Genomic DNA, 17,387 nt, shown 5'->3' with positions numbered 1-17,387 from the left:
CCCCGGTGGGGAGGGCCACCGGCGGTGGCTCGGGACGCGGACGGTGGCCCGCTCCGTATAGGACGGCCCGTCCGGTTACTCCGTACGCAGTCCGTCCGGCCGCATCAACCGGATGAGCGGCGGCAGACTGAGCAGCGTCACCAGGAGCACGACCCCCGCGCCGATGCCGGTCATCGACAGCACGCTCGTCCAGTCCACGCTCACCGAGGTGCCCGTCATCTTGAGCAGGACCGTGCCGAGGGTGAGGCCCACGATCATCGCGAGGCCGAGCCCCAGGGCGATCGGGATCGCGGTCTGCCACAGCACCGACATGCTCAGCGTGCGGCGCCGGGTGCCGAACGCGACCAGCGCCGACAGGAGCTTCCTGCGCTCGCGCAGCTGTTCCAGCTGGGAGACCAGCAGGCTCGCGCCGATCAGCAGGAGAACACAGGCCGCACCGACGAGCAGCCCGGTACGGATGGTCGTGAACTTCCCGGTCTCGGTCGTCGCCGTCCAGGTGAGGGCCTCGGTGTGCGGGTCGATCCGCGCCGCGCTGTTGCGGACGAGTTCACGGACGTCCGGCACCGACCCGTCGAGCTGGAGATAGACCGTCCCGTGCACGGTGGACGCGGCCCGCTCGGGCAGCGCGCCGGGCGTGAACAGGAAGCCGCCGCGCTCGTCGCCCGAGGGGTCCTTGCGCGAGTCCGCCCGCTTGATGTCCTTCGGCACCGTCCAGGGGACCTCCTTGCCCTTGGCGAAGGAGCCGTTGGACGGGTCGAGGTAGAGCTTGGTACCGGCCTTGTCGAGCGCCGCGGTGTTCTCGTCCCACTCGGTGTTCTCCACGGCGAAGATGTCGCCGTCCTCGCAGGAGGGCAGCCGGGCCGCCTCCCGCAGGGCCGCGCAGTCGCCGACCGTCACGCTCGACTGGCGCTCGGGGTCGTCGCGTCCGTCGCCCAGATAGCCCCGACCGAGGGCCGTCGTCCGCGTGACCCCCCTGGTCCCCGACAGCTCCCGGACCGCCTTGTCCAGCGGCACCGCGTCCGGCACATTGACGGACATCTGAGCCCGCGTGAGATCGTTCTTGTTGACCTTCGTGTAGTCGCTGTCGACCCCGGCGAACAGCATCTGCAGGGCTATCGCGCCCGCCACCGCCACCGCGATGCCGTTGACCAGACGGGCCGCCGAACCGCTGCTCAACTGGAGCCTGCGGATGGCCAGTTGCCAGGCGACGCCACCGGAGTTCAGCCGGGCCACGACCGCCTCGACCACCCAGGGCAGCAGCGCGGTGATGCCGACCAGCAGCAGCAGGACGCCGCCGGTGACGAGGTATTCGTTGAAGTTCCCGTTGGACCGCCCCTGTCCGATCATCGGGTACAGCATCGCGAGGCCGCCCAGCGGCAGCAGCAGCCGCCACCACAGCCGGCGCCGCGAGGGCCGCGCCGTCCGCACCACACCGAGCGGTTCGATGACGACGCCGCGCAGCGCGAGGAGCGTCACCACGACCGCGGCGGCCGGGACCGCGAAGGCCACCAGCACCACCAGGGCGGGCGTCGGGTTGAGGTCGCCCGGGAAGACACTGAACCTGAAGAGCATGATCAGACCCGCGAGCTGACGCCCGACCAGGAAGAACCCGGCGCCGAGGAACAGTCCGACCAGCGCCCCGGCCAGCGCCTCGCCGGCCGCGATGCGCCGGGTCATCCGCCCGTCCGCGCCGACCAGCCGCAGCGCCGCCAGCCGCCGGTCGCGCCGCTCACCGCCGAACCGTACGGCCGCGGCGATGAAGACGCCGACCGGCATCAGCAGCACCACGAAGACGATCAGTACGAGCAGCAGCAGGACGGGGTCCATCGCCTCGGACCGGTCCTCGGAGCCGAACGCGTCGATGCGCTCGACCCGGCCGGTGCTCGTCGCGCTGGCCGTCAGGTCGTCGGCGCCCGTGTAGTAGGCGAGTTCGTGCGGATCGACGAGCCCGCTGTCGGCGATCGTGCCGCTCACACGGCGGTCGAGCCGCTCACGCAGGAGCCTGCCCTCGGATGACTTCAGCAGCCGGTCGAGAGCGGGGGAGACGACCATGTCACCGACCGCCGGGAACGCGGACACGCCCGGCGGCAACGGCGCCCGGGCCCCCTCGGGTTCGAGCAGCCGGCCGCGCACGTCCTCGTCGCGGAAGGTGGTGTCCACGTTCGCGACGAGCAGCGTACGGTCGGACTTCTTCTTGATCGTCGAGCTGTACGTGATGTCGGTGCGGGCGCTCTCCCGGTGGTGCCGGGCGTCCAGCGCGCTCGGGATCGCCGTGGTGAGCAGCAGCAGCGCCACGCCGAGGCCGACCCCGACCGCCGTCAGCAGGACCCGTACCCAGGCCTCACGGCCCCCGGTCACCGCGAACTTGGCGCCCATGGAGAGGTCGCGGGCCCACTGGCGGACACTCATACGATCCGCTCCATGTCCCTGGACCTGCCGTCGCGTACGACGACCTCGCGGTCCGAGTACGCGGCCACACGCGCCTCGTGCGTGACGAGCACGACGGCGGCGTTCGTCGAGCGGGCCGCTTCGGTCAGCAGCTCCATCACGCGCTCGCCGTTGAGGGAGTCGAGCGCGCCGGTCGGCTCGTCGGCGAAGAGCACCCGCGGGCTGGTGACCAGTGAACGGGCGACCGCCACGCGCTGTCCCTGACCGCCGGAGACCTCACCGGGCCGCTTGCCCGAGAGGTCGTCGACCTCCAGCCGCTCCATCCACGACAGCGCGGTGCGCTCGGCCTCCTTGCGGGCCGTGCCGTTCAGCCGCAGCGGCAGCGCGACGTTCTCGACGCAGGTCAGCTCCGGTACGAGCTGGCCGAACTGGAAGACGAACCCGAACTCGGAGCGGCGCAGCGCACTGCGCTGGGTGTCGTTCATCGTCGCCATCTCGCGGCCGTCGTACGTGATCGAGCCGGAGTCGGGGGTGACGATCCCGGCGAGACAGTGGAGCAGGGTGGACTTGCCTGAGCCGGAGGGCCCCATCACGGCGACGACCTCGCCGGGGTGGATGGAGAACGCGGCACCGTCCAGCGCGGCGGTCGGGCCGTACGTCTTGCGCAGCTCCGACGCCATGAGCAGGGAACCCGGAGGAGGGGCGGACGTGGTCATCGGGTCGTCACCGCCTCGGCGAGCTTGTCGAGGCGCGCGGCCGTCAGTTCCAGCCATCGCAGATCGGCCTCCAGATGGAAGAGGGCGTGGTCGCAGATCAGCTGGTCGGCCAGATCGCCCTTGCGTTTGCGTTCGGTCAGCATGCGCATCAACCGCAGATGCTCCGCACGCTGGGTGTCGAGGAGCTCGCCCGCGTCGCGGTGGGTCAGCAGGGCGAGGACGACCTTCGTGTACAGGGTCGACTGGAGGTACGGCTCGGGCTTCTCCGGCGTCGCGAGCCAGCGCTGTACGTCGGTGATCCCGGCTTCGGTGATCGCGTACCGCTTGCGCTCGGGGCCGTCGCCCGCCTCGATCCCGTCGATCTCGACGAGCCCGTTCCTCAGTAGCCGCGACATCGTCGAGTAGACCTGGCCGTAGTGCAGTGGCCGGTCGTGACCGAACTTCTCGTCGAAGGTCCGCTTCAGGTCGTAACCGTGGCGCGGCCCGGACTCCAGGAGTCCTAGGAGAGTGTGACCGATGGACATGCCGAGCACTCTACACACGGCGTATACATCGTGTGTATACGCGGCGCGTACAGGTCGGGTGAAGGGTGCCTGGGAGAGGGTGAACCGCCTGGTCGCGGCCGATTGTCACGGTTCTGGAACCGACCTGTGCGGCGGTGCGGCAGCGAGGCGGGTGGCCGGTGCCGGTGGTGGCACCGGGAGCAGGCCGGGTGCGGGGTCGAGGCAGGGGGCGGGCCGGCGAATGGCGAAACAAGGGAGCTGGCCGGGGGTGGGAGACCTCGCCCGCCTAGTCCCTCCGGCCCTCCGGCGGCTCCCCGGAAACCGGTGGCTCCCCGGAAACCGGCGGCCGTCCGCGATGAGGGATCGGTCCCGCGCCGCCGGGCAGGCGCCCGGAGTCGGCGAGCGCGCGGCGCAGCAGGAACTCGATCTGCGCGTTGGCCGAGCGCAGTTCGTCGCCCGCCCATCGGGCGAGGGCCTCGTACACCAGCGGATCGAGTCGCAGCGGCACCTGCTTGCGCGGTTGCGGCGACCGGGGCGGCGGGGCCCCCTCTGTGGGATCCGTCACCGGTGGAACCCCGGGTTCGGCCGGGCTCCCGCCGTGCCGACGGCGCGGCGGGCGGCGCCGAGGGGTGGCATGAGGAGGTCGGGAGGCGGTGCGAGCCCCTCGTCGACGCCGTGCGCGGCGGACTCCCGCCCGCGGTGCGCCGGTGTGCCGGGGGCGTCGCCCGGTGTCCCGGCGGCGGATACGCCCGGGACGGGTGAGGGCTCTTGGGTGGCGTGTGACGACATGGAGGGCCCCTCCTTTCCCATGGCACGGCTTCTGTATATCTGAGTGATATCACTTTACCGGCCACAGCAACCTTCTGCCCCTCCCGCTCGTCGGATTCAGTAGAGGCAGGGGCGTAAGGCGTGCTGATTGTCACGTCCGGAAAAGACCGGATCGGCTGCCCTTTGTCATAGCGCGCGGTGTTAGCTTTCTGAGCTGACCTGACCGACGAACTTGTGTGCCACACGAGAATGAAGCGGAGCGGATCGACCCATGGGACGAGCTGAAGAGAGACGAGCGCGGCAGGCACAGGGCCGCCGCGCGGCGCCCCAGAGCTCGTCGGGGCACGAGTCGGCGAGCCCCGGGGCCGGTGCGAAGACGGCCGGCAAGACCCGCCGTACCGGCATACGCAGGTACGTGAACTGGAAGTCGGTCCTCGGGACGTTCTTCGGCTTCTGTCTGCTCGGCATGGGCGCCTTCATCGTGCTCTACATGGTCGTTTCCGTGCCCGAGGGCAACGCGGCCGCGAAGCGGCAGAGCAACATCTACAAGTACGGCGACGGCTCGATGCTCGCGCGCACCGGCAAGGTCAACCGCGAGATCGTCGACCTGTCCAAGGTGCCCAAGAGCGTTCAGAAGACCTTCGTCGCCGCCGAGAACAAGACCTTCTACCAGGACTCGGGAATCGACCTCAAGGGCACCGCCCGAGGTCTGATCAACACCCTCTCCGGCAAGGGCAAGCAGGGTGGCTCGACAATCACCCAGCAGTACGTCAAGAACTACTACCTCAGCCAGGACCAGACCGTCACGCGCAAGCTGAAGGAAATGGTCATCTCGCTGAAGCTGGACCGCCAGCAGTCCAAGGACGACATCCTCGCGGGCTACATCAACACCAGCTACTACGGCCGCAACGCCTACGGCATCCAGGCGGCGGCGCAGGCGTACTACCGCGTCGACGCCCAGCGGCTCTCGGTCGCGCAGGGCGCCTACCTGGCCTCGCTGCTCCAGGCCCCGAGCCAGTACGACTGGGCGGTCGCCTCGAAGACCGGCAAGAAGCTGGTCCAGGCCCGCTGGAACTACACCCTCGACAACATGGTCCAGCAGAACTGGCTCGACGCGGGCAAGCGCGCGGCCATGAAGTTCCCGGTCCCCAAGGACCCCACGGGCGCCCCGGGCATGGAGGGCCAGACCGGCTATCTGGTGGAGACGGCCAACAACGAGCTGGCCAAGCAGCTCGTCGCCCAGGGCACCGCCGGGGACCTGAGCGACGCCCACGCCATCATCGACCGGGGTGGCTGGACCATCACGCTCAACGTGGACAAGAAGAAGCAGGCCCTGCTGGAGAAGACGGTCAAGCAGCAGCTCACCAGCAAGCTGGACCCGAAGAAGCGCAAGGTCGACGCCAACATCCAGGCCGGTGCCGCGTCGGTCGACCCCAAGACCGGCAAGGTCCTCGCGATGTACGGCGGCAAGGACTACTTCAAGCACTACTTCAACAACGCGACGCGCCGTGACTACCAGGCCGCGTCGACGTTCAAGCCGATGATCTTCGCGGCCGCCCTGGCCGAGGAGGCCAAGACGCACTCAGGCCAGCCGATCACCGCGAACACGGTCTACGACGGCACCAACCGCCGTCCCGTCGTGGGCAGCGACATCGGCTTCGCGCCGCCGAACGAGGACGAGCACAGCTACGGCCCCGTCACCGTGCAGACCGCGATGAACAAGTCCATCAACTCCGTGTTCGCGCAGATGGGCGTCGACGTCGGCATGGACGAGGTGCTGAAGACCGCGGGCAAGCTCGGCATGGACACCAAGGGACTCCAGGCGGTGCCCGCGCAGACCCTCGGCTCCATGGGCGCGAGCCCGCTGGAGATGGCGGGCGCGTACGCCACGCTCGACAACCACGGCAAGAAGGTCACCCCGGCGCTCGTCGCCTCGGCCGAGCACAAGGACCGTACGGTCACGATGCCTGACCCGATCGGCGAGCAGGTCATCAGCGGGGAGGCCGCCGACACGGTCACCTCGGTGCTGACCGGCGTGGTCGACGACGGTACGGCCCGGGTCTCGGTGCGGAACAACCCGTCCCGTGACGGCCAGCAGGTCGCCGGGAAGACCGGTACGTCCGACGGCAACAGGTCGGCCTGGTTCACCGGCTACACGCCGAACCTGGTCACCTCGGTCGGCCTGTTCGGCGAAGACGCGAAGTCCCAGAACCACGTCTCCATGAAGGGCGCCACCGGCCTCGTCCTGGAGGGCGGCCGTGTCAACGGCGGCGGCTACCCGGCGAAGATCTGGGCGGCCTACACGTTCGAGGCGATGGCGGGGAAGGTCACCAAGTTCGACCTGGACACCACCTCGGGCGCGGCGGTGGCGCCGACCGATCTGCCCACCTTCACCCAGACGCCGTCCAGCACACCGTCGTCGACCCCGACCACCGAGGCGCCGTCGTCGGAGCCGCCCACCACGAGCGCTCCGCCGACCCCCACGACCGAGCCGACGACGACCGAGCCGACGACGACCAGCCCGTCCACCCCGACCGGTTCGCCCAGCACCGCGGGCATCCCGGCCAATCCGTTCGACCAGACAAGCCAGTAGGGCCCGAGCGAGCAGGAGGGGGCACCCGGGTTCCGGGTGCCCCCTCCTTGCGTGCCCCGCGTGCCCTCTTCGCGCGCCCGGGGTTCGCGGGCTCCTCACGCCCGAAGCGCGCGGCGCGGAGCGGGTTCAGCCACCGTCGACGCTGTGCGCGATCCGGTCGCCCGTCTCCTTGTCCATGTTGCGCCAGTACTGGACGGCGCGGTCCAGCACCGGGCGGGTCACACCGTCCAAGAGGTGGCCGCTCACGTTGTCCACCAGCCGGTCCCGGGCCGCGTCGTCGAGGACCTGGCGGACCATCGTGCCCGCCTGGCCCCAGTCGTCGTCCGCGCTGTGCGGCTTGTACGCCTCGCGCACCAGCTCGCCGGCGGTCTGCCAGCTAGCGGGGTCACCGAACCGCCCGTGGTCGGCCGCCGGGCCGCCGTAGGAGTTGGGCGCGTAGGGACGGGCCGCGTGCGACGGCTCGTAGCGCATCGGACCGTCCTTGGCGTACGAGTTCACCGGGGCGTGCGGCCGGTTGGGCGGCAGCTGGGCATAGTTGGGGCCGATCCGGTACCGGTGGGTGTCCGGGTACGAGAACAGCCGGCCCAGCAGCATCTTGTCCGGTGAGGGCCCGATGCCCGGCACCAGGTTCGAGGGCTCGAAGGCGGCCTGCTCGATGTGGACGAAGTAGTCCTCGGGATTCCTGTCCAGCACCATGCGGCCCACGTCGATCAGCGGGTAGTCCCCGTGCGGCCAGACCTTCGTCAGGTCGAACGGGTTGAACCGGTAGTCCGCCGCGTCCTCGAACGGCATGATCTGGACCTTCAGCGTCCAGCTCGGCGCGTTCCCGGACGTGATCGACTCGTACAGATCCCGGCGGTGGACGTCGGGGTCGGTCCCGGCCAGCTCGTCGGCCTCGGCCTGGGTGAGGAACTCGATGCCCTGGTCGGTCTTGAAGTGGTACTTCACCCAGAACCGCTCACCACCGCCGTTGATCCACATATAGGTGTGGGAGCTGTAGCCGTTCATGTTGCGGTACGTCTTCGGGATGCCCCGGTCGCCCATCAGCCAGGTCACCTGGTGCGCCGACTCGGGCGAGAGGGTCCAGAAGTCCCACTGCATGTCGTGGTCGCGCAGTCCCGTCACCGGGTGGCGCTTCTGCGAGCGGATGAAGTCCTGGAACTTGATCGTGTCACGGACGAAGAAGACAGGGGTGTTGTTGCCCACCATGTCGTAATTGCCGTGCTCGGTGTAGAACTTCAGCGCGAAGCCGCGGGGGTCGCGCCAGGTGTCGGGCGAGCCCTGCTCCCCGGCGACGGTCGAGAAGCGGGCCAGCATCTCGGTGCGCCTGCCCGGCTGGAAGAGATCGGCCCGGGTGAACTGGCTGACGTCGTTGGTCACTTCGAAGAATCCGTACGCGCCACTGCCCTTGGCGTGCACCACCCGCTCGGGCACCCGCTCCCGGTTGAACTGCGCCATCTTCTCGATGAGGTAGTGGTCCTGGAGCAGGATGGGGCCGTCGGGCCCGACAGTGAGCGAGTGTTCGTCGCTCTCCACCGGAATCCCTACGTTGTTCGTGGTGTACGGAGCCTTCCGGGATGCCTGTGTCACGAGCGTCCTCCCGTCGGAGATGAGGTCGTCAGGTCGCTTCGCTCACCCCAGCAGTCAACGCCGCCGACACCATGTCGGCAACATGGGGACGGAGCCCGGCACCGGTACGGTCCGGAACCGGAAAGGTCCGGGTTCCGTCCGGCGCCGGGAGGCCCGGCACCGGTTCGGCGCCGATGGGGTCCGGCACCGGCACGGTCCAGTGCCCGTACCGGATCCCACCGGCAGGTCCGGCACGGTTCAGGCCCGGCCCGCCGGGGCGAGGCCGGACGGGTACCCGGTCAGTTCCGGTTCAACTCGAACCAGACGACCTTTCCGGTACTCAGCCGGGTCGCCCCCCACCGCCGCGCCAGCCGGTTCACCAGGAACAGCCCGCGGCCGTCCTCGTCCGTGGCCCGTGCCTGCCGCAGCCTCGGCAGCTGCGGCACGTCGTCGCCGACCTCGCAGCGCAGCACGTCCGTCCGCAGCAGCCGCAGCGTCACCGGCCGTGACGCGTACCGCACCGCGTTCGTCACGACCTCGCTGACCAGCAGCTCCACGGAGTCGGTCATGTCCTCCATGCCCCAACGGGCCAGCGCCCGCCTGGCCAGGCGCCGGGCCCGGCCAGGCGCCGCGTCCTCCGGCTCCAGGAACCAGTACGCGACATCGCTCGGCGCGATCCCGTCGAACCGGGCGGCGAGCAGCGCGATGTCGTCGTCCCGGTCACCCGGTCCGAGCATGTCCAGCACCTCGTCGCACAGCGCTTCCAGCGGCGGCGGATGATCGGGCCCGGTCAGTGCCGCGACCGCCGCGAGCTTCTCCCGCAGCTGCTCTATCCCGGTCCAGACGTCGCGAAGCCGCGACTCGACCAGACCGTCCGTGTACAGCAGCAGCGTCGCCCCGGCCGGCGCGTCCAGCTCGACCGCCTCGAAATCGACCCCGCCCACACCGATCGGGGCGCCCGGCGGCACCCGCAGCACCTCGGCCCGCCCGCCCAGATGCAGCAGCACCGGCGGCGGATGGCCCGCGTTGGCGATGGTGATCCGGTGCGACACCGGGTCGTAGACGGCGTACAGGCAGGTCGCCATGCGGTCGGTGCCGAGCCGCTGCGCCTGCTCGTCCAGGTGGTGCAGCACCTCCTGCGGCGGCAGATCGAGCCCCGCGAGGGTCTGCGCCGTCGTCCGGAGCTGGCCCATGATCGCCGCCGACGTCATGGAGTGGCCCATCACGTCACCGACGACCAGGGCGACCCGGCTGCCCGGCAGCGGGATCGCGTCGTACCAGTCGCCGCCCACCCGCGCCGTCTCCGCGGCCGGCAGATAGCGGGACGCGAGCCGTACGCCCGTGGGCCGCGGCAGCGTCTCGGGCAGCATCGTGCGCTGGAGCTCGTCGGCGATGTACGCCTCACGGCCGTACAGCACCGCCTTGTCGATGCCGAGCGCGCTGTGCGTGGCGAGCTGCGCCGCGACCAGCAGGTCGTCCGCCTCGAAGGCGAGACGCTCCGGCCGGCGCAGGAACAGCGCCGCCCCGATCACCCGGCGACGGCCGCGCAGCGGCGCGAGGATCGCCCGCTGCCCGCTCGGCACCGGCAGATCGTCACCGAGCAGTTCGGGCAACGCGGCCCGCGCGGCGGGCGCGTCCGCGAACACCGGCCGCACCCCCCGCAGCACCTCGGCGAGCGCGCCGCCGGGACGCACCTCGCACAGCTCGGCCGTCATCGCCGACAGCTCACTGGGCTCCGGCCGCAGCACGGACAGGAAACCGCTCTCGGTGTCCCGCTCCTCGGGAATCCGGTCGGTGCGCCGCAGCCGCAGCACGAGAGGACCCGTCGGCCGCTCGTCGCCGACCGGCAGCGGGTCGCGCAGATAGACGAGGATCGCGTCCGAGAAGGTCGGCACGGTGGCCCGGCACAGCCCCATCACGATCTCGTCGAGGTCGATGCCCCGGGCGATCCGCCGGGTCGCGGCGCCCACGAAACGCAGCCGGTCCCCGTCCCTCCGCATCGGCATCGGGCCGCCCTGCGGCACGCCCTGACCGGTACGGCGCTCCTTGCCGCCGGAGGTCCGCAGGGCCCGGCCCTGCTCGGCGTCCGGCTGGATCGGGATGCCCTCGGGCGCGGGCCGGGGGCGGTGCGGATCGGGCTCGGTGGCCGAGGGCTGCGAGTGTTCCGGGCCGCGCCCGGAGGAGGCGGGTGTCGGCGCGTCCGTTCCCGAGGACGCGGACATGCCGGCGTCGCCGGGCACCTTGCCGCCGGCCTTGCCGCGCTTGCCGCGCGGCGTGGCCGTACCCGAACTCCTCGGTGCGTCGCCCGTGCGGGCCTGTACCGGTAACGCGCCGGAACCCGGCAGCTGGGACGGCTGCTCCGAGGTACGCAGGAGCGCCCCGCGAGGGTCCGCGGGGGCGGGCGGCCGGCCGGCGCCGCTCTGCCGGCGCTCGTGCGAGGTGGGGTGCTCCGTCACGCGTGTCGAATCCATCCGTCCGGGGCTGCACGCCGTGCGCGCAGTTCGTCCCGCAGCCCCGATACCCGGAATGTGTGCCCCAGGAACGGATTCTGCGTGTCGTCAGGTCCGGGCCCGACGGCGGGAACCGCCGTCACCCGGCGCGGTACGGCCCGCGGGCGGCCGGAAACGGCCGGTGCCGACAGCGGGCCGGTGGCCGAAGCCCCCGCCCGCACGGCCGTAGTGGCGAGCCCGCGCGGTGCGGCCGGTCCCTGGCCGGCCACGCCGCCGTACGCCTCGTACCCCTCGCTCACGTCCTGCCGCCCCTCGGTGACATATGGTCAAGCCCGGCTCATCCTGCGGGAGTTGTTGCTGCCATGCGCCCTTGCGGAAGACGATCCTACGGTTGTACCACGGGGGCGCATCAAGGGTCTCATGAGGACACGCGCGCGGGCGTACGGTCCCAGTCATCCGGCAGAACGGGAACCGGCCAGCCCGGATCGGGCCTCCAGTGCTGCCAGCCGTCAGAGAACGGCGCGCCCCAGGCGCGGATCACCTCCACCGCAGACCACCCCGCTTCCCGCACCCGTTGCGCCAGTTGAACATCCATCAGTCCGGCCCGCTGCGCCATGGCGAACTCGTCCTCGTCCAGCCAGCGCCAACTCCGGTCCGGGTGGACCGAGATGTCGAGGAAGTGATCCTCCGAGTCCACTCCGCCCGCCCAACGGGTCAGTGGGGCCTCCAGATTCACGTACCAGTTCTTGAAACGCCAGCCCTGGTCCCAGAACAGCCAGACCGACCACGCGTCGCCGGGCCGCGCGAGCTTGAGCACCCCGGACCCGAACCAGCGGTCGCGCCGCACCGCGCGAGGCTTCGTGTAGCGCGACTCCAGCGGCTCTCCGTGCACCGGCGACCCGTCGGCGAGCACCGGCTTCACACACTCGGTGCCCGGCGCCATCCACACAGCGAGCAGGTCGGCGTCGTCCCGTGCGACCGTCACGGGGCGGCAGATGTGGACCCGCTCGCCGGCGTTCTCCCGGTACCGCCACAGGATCTGGCTCCCGGGCTCCCAGTACCCCGCCGGCCCGCCCGTTTCCGCTCGTCTCACCGCTCCACCCTCTGCCATGACCAGATATTAGGTGTCCCACGCATACGACGCTGCGGCACCCGTCACGGTTCGCGCCATCGGCGAACTCCTGTTACGGAGCTGTCATCAGGCGTTTCTCCGCGGAGACGGGCTGTTACGGGTGCGTCATCCGCAGGACATCCAACGCCTCGTCCAACTGCTCAAGGGTCAGGTCCCCGCGCTCCACGTACCCCGACTCCACCACCACCCGGCGAATCGTCTTGCGCTCCGCCAGCGCCTTCTTGGCGACCTTGGCGGCCTCCTCGTAGCCGATGTACTTGTTCAGCGGTGTCACCACGGACGGCGACGACTCGGCGTACTCACGGGCCCGCTCGCGGTGCGCGACGATCCCGTCGACCGTGCGGTCGGCGAGCAGCCGCGAGACGTTCGCGAGCAGCCGGACCGACTCCAGGAGGTTCTTGGCGATCACCGGCAGCATCACGTTGAGCTCGAAGTTCCCGGCCGCGCCCGCGACGGCGACGGTCGCGTCGTTCCCCGTCACCTGGGCGGCGACCATCAGCACCGCCTCGGGAATGACGGGGTTCACCTTGCCCGGCATGATCGAGGACCCGGGCTGGAGGTCGGGGAGGCTGATCTCGGCCAGTCCGGTGCGCGGTCCGGAGGCCATCCACCGCAGATCGTTCGCGATCTTGGTCAGCCCGACGGCGATGGTCCTCAGCTGCCCGCTCGTCTCAACGATCCCGTCGCGCGCCCCCTGCGCCTCGAAGTGGTCGCGGGCCTCGGTGAGCGGCAGCCCGGTCGCCCGCGCCACCTCCGCGATCACCGCGGCGGAGAAGCCGGGCGGCGTGTTGATCCCCGTGCCCACGGCCGTGCCTCCGAGGGGGAGTTCGGCCAGCCGCGGCAGCGAGGCACGGAGCCGCTCGACCCCGTACCGCACCTGGGCCGCGTACCCCCCGAACTCCTGGCCGAGCGTCACCGGCGTCGCGTCCATGAGGTGCGTGCGCCCCGACTTCACCACATCGGCGAACTCCCGCGACTTGCGCTCCAGCGAGGCGGCGAGATGCTCCAGCGCGGGCACGAGATCACCGGTCACGGCGGCGGTCGCGGCGATGTGGATGGAGGACGGGAACACGTCGTTGCTCGACTGCGAGGCGTTCACCTGGTCATTGGGATGGACCTCCCGGCCCAGCCGCTCGGTCGCGAGCGTGGCGATGACCTCGTTGGCGTTCATGTTGGAGGACGTCCCCGAGCCCGTCTGGAAGACGTCGACGGGGAACTCCGCGTCCCAGCGCCCGTCGGCGACCTCCGCGGCCACCTCCTGGATCGCCTCCGCGACATCCTTGTCGATCACGCCCAGTCCGCCGTTCACCTTCGCGGCGGCCGCCTTGATCCGGGCGAGGGCCTCGATGTGCGCGCGCTCGATGCGCTGCCCCGAGACCGGGAAGTTCTCCACGGCGCGCTGCGTCTGCGCCCGCCACTTCGCCTCCGCGGGCACCCGGACCTCGCCCATGGAGTCGTGCTCGATCCGGTACGCGCGTTCGCCCTGGCCGTCTGCCATCGGTGACACCTCCGTACGGGACAGCGTCCCGGAGCCCACGGGTGTTCCCGCCCGGCACACGTGAGCGTTCGCCCGGCGGCCGGCGCCGGGTACGGCCCGCGACGTCCGGGCGGGCCGGCGCCCGTACGACGCGGGACGCACGAACGGCCGCCCGGTCGGCGGCCGTTCACCCGGCTCGTACAGGCGTCACGTACGGGCACCCCGTACGGCTTCACGCGCGCGTCACCCGTACGGCGTCACCTGGAAGGCCGTACACCGTACGGGCCCGCGCTACGCGAGACCGGGGCCCCGCACCGGGATCGTCGTGAAGGTCGGGGCGGGGGCGGGATCCTGGAAGAAGTCGTTTCCCTTGTCGTCGACGACGACGAAGGCCGGGAAGTCCTCGACCTCGATCCTCCAGACGGCCTCCATGCCGAGCTCCTCGTACTCGACGACCTCGACCTTCTTGATGCAGTCCTGGGCGAGGCGGGCGGCGGGCCCGCCGATGGAGCCGAGGTAGAAGCCGCCGTGCGTTTCGCAGGCGTCCGTGACCTGCTTGCTGCGGTTGCCCTTGGCCAGCATCACCTTCGAGCCGCCGGCGGCCTGGAACTGCTCGACGTAGGAGTCCATGCGGCCGGCGGTCGTCGGGCCGAAGGAGCCGGACGCGTAGCCCTCGGGCGTCTTGGCCGGGCCCGCGTAGTACACGGGGTGGTCCTTCAGGTACTGCGGCATCTCCTCGCCCGCGTCCAGCCGCTCCTTGATCTTGGCGTGCGCGATGTCGCGCGCCACGACGAGCGGGCCGGAGAGCGAGAGGCGGGTCTTGACCGGGTACTTCGTCAGCGCGGCGAGGATGTCGTCCATCGGCTGGTTGAGGTCGATCTTCACGACGTCGCCGGCCTCGTCGAGATGCTCGTCCGTGGTCTCCGGCAGGAAGCGCGCGGGGTCGGTCTCCAACTGCTCCAGGAAGACGCCCTCGGCGGTGATCTTCGCGACGGCCTGGCGGTCGGCCGAGCAGGAGACGGCGATGGCGACCGGGCAGGACGCGCCGTGCCGGGGCAGGCGCACCACCCGTACGTCGTGGCAGAAGTACTTGCCGCCGAACTGCGCGCCGATGCCGATCTTCTGGGTCAGCTCGAAGACCTTCTCCTCCAGCTCCTTGTCCCGGAAGCCGTGCCCGAGCTCGGAGCCCTCCGACGGGATCTCGTCCAGGTAGTGCGCGGAGGCGTACTTCGCGGTCTTCAGCGCGTACTCGGCGCTCGTGCCGCCGACGACGATCGCCAGGTGGTACGGCGGGCAGGCGGCCGTCCCGAGGGAACGGATCTTCTCCTCCAGGAACTTCATCATGGAGCCCTCGTTGAGGACCGCCTTGGTCTCCTGGTAGAGGAACGACTTGTTGGCGGAGCCGCCGCCCTTCGCCATGAACAGGAACTTGTAGGCGCCGCCGTCGGTCGCGTACAGCTCGATCTGCGCCGGCAGGTTCGAGCCGGTGTTCTTCTCGTCCCACATGGTCAGCGGGGCCATCTGCGAATAGCGCAGGTTCAGGTTCTTGTACGCGTCGTAGATGCCGCGCGAGAGGGCCGCCTCGTCGCCGCCCTCGGTGAGCACGTTCTGGCCGCGCTTGCCCATGACGATCGCGGTGCCGGTGTCCTGGCACATGGGCAGGACGCCCGCGGCCGCGATGTTCGCGTTCTTCAGCAGGTCCAGGGCCACGAACTTGTCGTTCGCCGAGGCCTCCGGGTCGTCGATGATGCGGCGCAGCTGGGCGAGGTGCGCGGGCCGCAGGTAGTGCTGGATGTCGTGGACGGCCTCCGTGGCGAGCTTGCGCAGCGCCTCCGGCTCCACCTTGAGGAACGTGCGCCCGTCGGCCTCGAAGGTGGAGACACCCTCGGAGGTCACCAGCCGGTACGGGGTGGTGTCCTCTCCCTGGGGGAGCAGATCGGTGTACGCGAACTCAGGCATCTCGCCCATTCCTCACTCGACAGACAGCTTTTGGGGCTCGTTCGCCTCGGGCGCGCCCCTTCGGCTCGCTCGCCGGAGGCCGGCCGTCATCGGCAGCATCCACCAGCGTAGGACCTGCCGCGGGTGCGGATGCTGTGAGGTAGGGCTCAGTTCGGGCACCGGACCGACGGGCCGGACGGGCGGCGGGTTTTCAGCGGACGGCGGGAGAGGGGTAGTCGCGATCTATCGCGTTTGGGTACCCTGTTGCCGTGGACCTTCAAAAGAGCCCCGACGCGACCCCCGCCACGGCGGCGAAGCCGGCCGAGCTGCGTGCCTCCGACGCCGACCGCGACCGGATCACCGACATCCTGCGCGAGGCCGTCGCCGAGGGGCGTCTGACCGCGGAGGAGCATGCCGAGCGGGTGGAGGGCGTGCTGGCCACGAAGACGGTGGGCGAGCTCGATCAGTTCGTCCGGGACCTGCCCGCCGCCCACACCGGCCGCGCGACCTCCGCGTACGTCTCCGCGCCCAATCGCCCCGCCCAGGGCGCGATCCCGGTGGAGGCCGACGAGAACGTGGTGGCGGTCTTCAGCTCCGCCGTCCGCAAGGGCCGCTGGCGGGCGGGCCGGCGCATCCACGCGTACTCGGTCTTCGGCAACGTGGAGATCGACCTGAGCGAGGCGATCTTCGAGTACCAGCAGGTCGTCATCAAGGCGATCTCGGTCTTCGGCAACGTCGAGATCTTCGTCCCGGAGAACGTGTCGCTGCGGGGCAGCGGCGGGGGCGTGCTGGGCAACTTCGAGGTGGACACGCTGGATTCGGGTGACCCCGACGCACCCGTGGTCTACGTCGACGGCCTGGCCGTCCTGGGGAACGTCGAGGCGAGGCCCAAGCGCGGCAAGCTGATCGCGGACATCCTCGACCGGGTCACGAGCCGGGTGAACGAGCGGGTGGCGGACCGGCTGGACCGGAGTTTGCGCAAGCACCTGGACCGTTGACGCCCGCGAAGGCGCGGACGGCGGACGCGGGGTCGTCCGGCGCGGGGTGTCCCGACGCGGGGTGTTCCTGCGCGGGTGTTCCGGCGCGGGATGCTCCGGTGCCGAACGATCGATCACGCGCCAGAACGGCCCGGCTTCGGAACGCAGTGCATAGGCGCGCGCACAGCGGGTAGGGCTTGCTGCATCGTCTCTTGGAGGGCGCTGCGGAACTTTCCGCGGTGCCCGGCACGCTCGCGAAGCCGTCGTCAGGAGTAGACCGTGCTGCAACCGCCGCATCAGTCCCTGCAGGTAGCTGCCGTTCCGGCCCAGCGGGCGCCAGTGCGGGACAGGGATCAGGAAGCGCCATGGCACACGGAGGCGGTGTGCCGACGTGACGAAGCCGGCCTGTTCTTCGCCCCCTCCAAGGAACCGACCGCTTCCCGGCTCTCCCGTGAGGAGGCCGCCAAGCGCGTCTGCGGCCGCTGTCCGGTCATGGTCGAGTGCCGCGAACACGCGTTGCTGCAACCCGAGCCGTACGGCGTCTGGGGCGGCCTCACCGCCGCCGAGCGCCGCGTCGTGCTCGCGCGGCGCCGCCGTCGCGACCTGGAGCTCCAGAAGGCCGCCCGCGGCACGATAGCCGCGGCCGGCTGACCCACCGCCGGAGAGCCGGCCCGCCCCGCGCACAGGGACCACTGTCACAGGCGCGGCTGCCGGGCCGGCTCCCGCGACGGGGACCCACCGGCCAGGCCCGCGGCCGCCGGGCTCGCCCGCACGCGTGAGCCGGTCGGCTCACGCGCGGCGAAGCCGGGCCGCCCGGCGGGCCTCGACGCCGGCCGGCTCGCACGCGGATGGGTGCCGGGCTCGCCCGCACATGTG

At 70.9% G+C, this 17,387-nt stretch carries 13 protein-coding genes; 3 read left to right on the top strand and 10 right to left on the bottom strand.

Translation table 11 applies throughout. The features are described 5' to 3' along the window. Positions 1-75: 75 nt before the first annotated feature. The 5 genes from ACFYW8_RS15285 to ACFYW8_RS15265 form a co-directional block, all read right to left on the bottom strand. Positions 76-2,409, bottom strand: coding sequence for an ABC transporter permease (locus ACFYW8_RS15285; protein ID WP_389073592.1), 2,334 nt, complete (start codon positions 2,407-2,409; stop codon positions 76-78). Next, positions 2,406-3,104 (bottom strand): ABC transporter ATP-binding protein, encoded by a 699-nt coding sequence (locus tag ACFYW8_RS15280; protein WP_389073587.1) that lies wholly within the window; start codon positions 3,102-3,104, stop codon positions 2,406-2,408. Before ACFYW8_RS15280 ends, ACFYW8_RS15285 begins: the two co-directional genes overlap by 4 nt. Continuing rightward, a complete protein-coding gene (locus tag ACFYW8_RS15275; protein ID WP_389073583.1) occupies positions 3,101-3,628 on the bottom strand; it encodes a PadR family transcriptional regulator in 528 nt (175 codons plus the stop codon). Before ACFYW8_RS15275 ends, ACFYW8_RS15280 begins: the two co-directional genes overlap by 4 nt. 265 nt (positions 3,629-3,893) lie before the next feature. Beyond that, complete coding sequence (locus ACFYW8_RS15270) at positions 3,894-4,172, bottom strand: hypothetical protein (protein ID WP_389073580.1); 279 nt, start codon at positions 4,170-4,172, stop codon at positions 3,894-3,896. Next, positions 4,169-4,396: a hypothetical protein gene (locus ACFYW8_RS15265; protein ID WP_389073576.1), complete on the bottom strand. Its 228-nt coding sequence runs from the start codon at positions 4,394-4,396 to the stop codon at positions 4,169-4,171. Before ACFYW8_RS15265 ends, ACFYW8_RS15270 begins: the two co-directional genes overlap by 4 nt. A gap of 250 nt (positions 4,397-4,646) precedes the next feature. Here ACFYW8_RS15265 and ACFYW8_RS15260 point away from each other — a divergent pair, with 250 nt between their 5' ends. After that, a complete protein-coding gene (locus tag ACFYW8_RS15260) occupies positions 4,647-6,968 on the top strand; it encodes a transglycosylase domain-containing protein (protein ID WP_389073573.1) in 2,322 nt (773 codons plus the stop codon). A gap of 126 nt (positions 6,969-7,094) precedes the next feature. On the opposite strand, the gene ACFYW8_RS15255 is transcribed toward ACFYW8_RS15260, so the two are convergent. The 5 genes from ACFYW8_RS15255 to ACFYW8_RS15235 form a co-directional block, all read right to left on the bottom strand. Then, positions 7,095-8,558, bottom strand: coding sequence for a catalase (locus tag ACFYW8_RS15255; protein ID WP_389073569.1), 1,464 nt, complete (start codon positions 8,556-8,558; stop codon positions 7,095-7,097). Positions 8,559-8,836: 278 nt separating this feature from the next. Then, the gene (locus ACFYW8_RS15250; protein ID WP_365877971.1) at positions 8,837-11,008 is read right to left on the bottom strand and encodes a SpoIIE family protein phosphatase; all 2,172 of its coding nucleotides are present in this window, start codon (positions 11,006-11,008) and stop codon (positions 8,837-8,839) included. 397 nt (positions 11,009-11,405) lie between these two features. Continuing rightward, a complete protein-coding gene (locus ACFYW8_RS15245; protein WP_389073563.1) occupies positions 11,406-12,098 on the bottom strand; it encodes a DUF402 domain-containing protein in 693 nt (230 codons plus the stop codon). 115 nt (positions 12,099-12,213) lie between these two features. After that, positions 12,214-13,617: a class II fumarate hydratase gene (locus tag ACFYW8_RS15240; RefSeq protein ID WP_389073558.1), complete on the bottom strand. Its 1,404-nt coding sequence runs from the start codon at positions 13,615-13,617 to the stop codon at positions 12,214-12,216. Between the two features lie 270 nt (positions 13,618-13,887). Continuing rightward, positions 13,888-15,555 carry a fumarate hydratase gene (locus ACFYW8_RS15235; protein ID WP_389073555.1) on the bottom strand — a complete coding sequence of 556 codons (1,668 nt, stop codon included), beginning with the start codon at positions 15,553-15,555 and terminating at the stop codon, positions 13,888-13,890. Positions 15,556-15,803: 248 nt separating this feature from the next. Here ACFYW8_RS15235 and ACFYW8_RS15230 point away from each other — a divergent pair, with 248 nt between their 5' ends. Then, complete coding sequence (locus ACFYW8_RS15230) at positions 15,804-16,532, top strand: DUF1707 domain-containing protein (RefSeq protein ID WP_389073550.1); 729 nt, start codon at positions 15,804-15,806, stop codon at positions 16,530-16,532. 258 nt (positions 16,533-16,790) lie between these two features. Further along, positions 16,791-17,162 carry a WhiB family transcriptional regulator gene (locus ACFYW8_RS15225; protein WP_355847696.1) on the top strand — a complete coding sequence of 124 codons (372 nt, stop codon included), beginning with the start codon at positions 16,791-16,793 and terminating at the stop codon, positions 17,160-17,162. Positions 17,163-17,387 lie beyond the last annotated feature (225 nt).

It is taken from the genome of Streptomyces sp. NPDC002742, from assembly GCF_042888885.1.
GTDB lineage: Bacteria > Actinomycetota > Actinomycetes > Streptomycetales > Streptomycetaceae > Streptomyces.
This window is presented reverse-complemented; position numbering and strand designations above follow the sequence as displayed.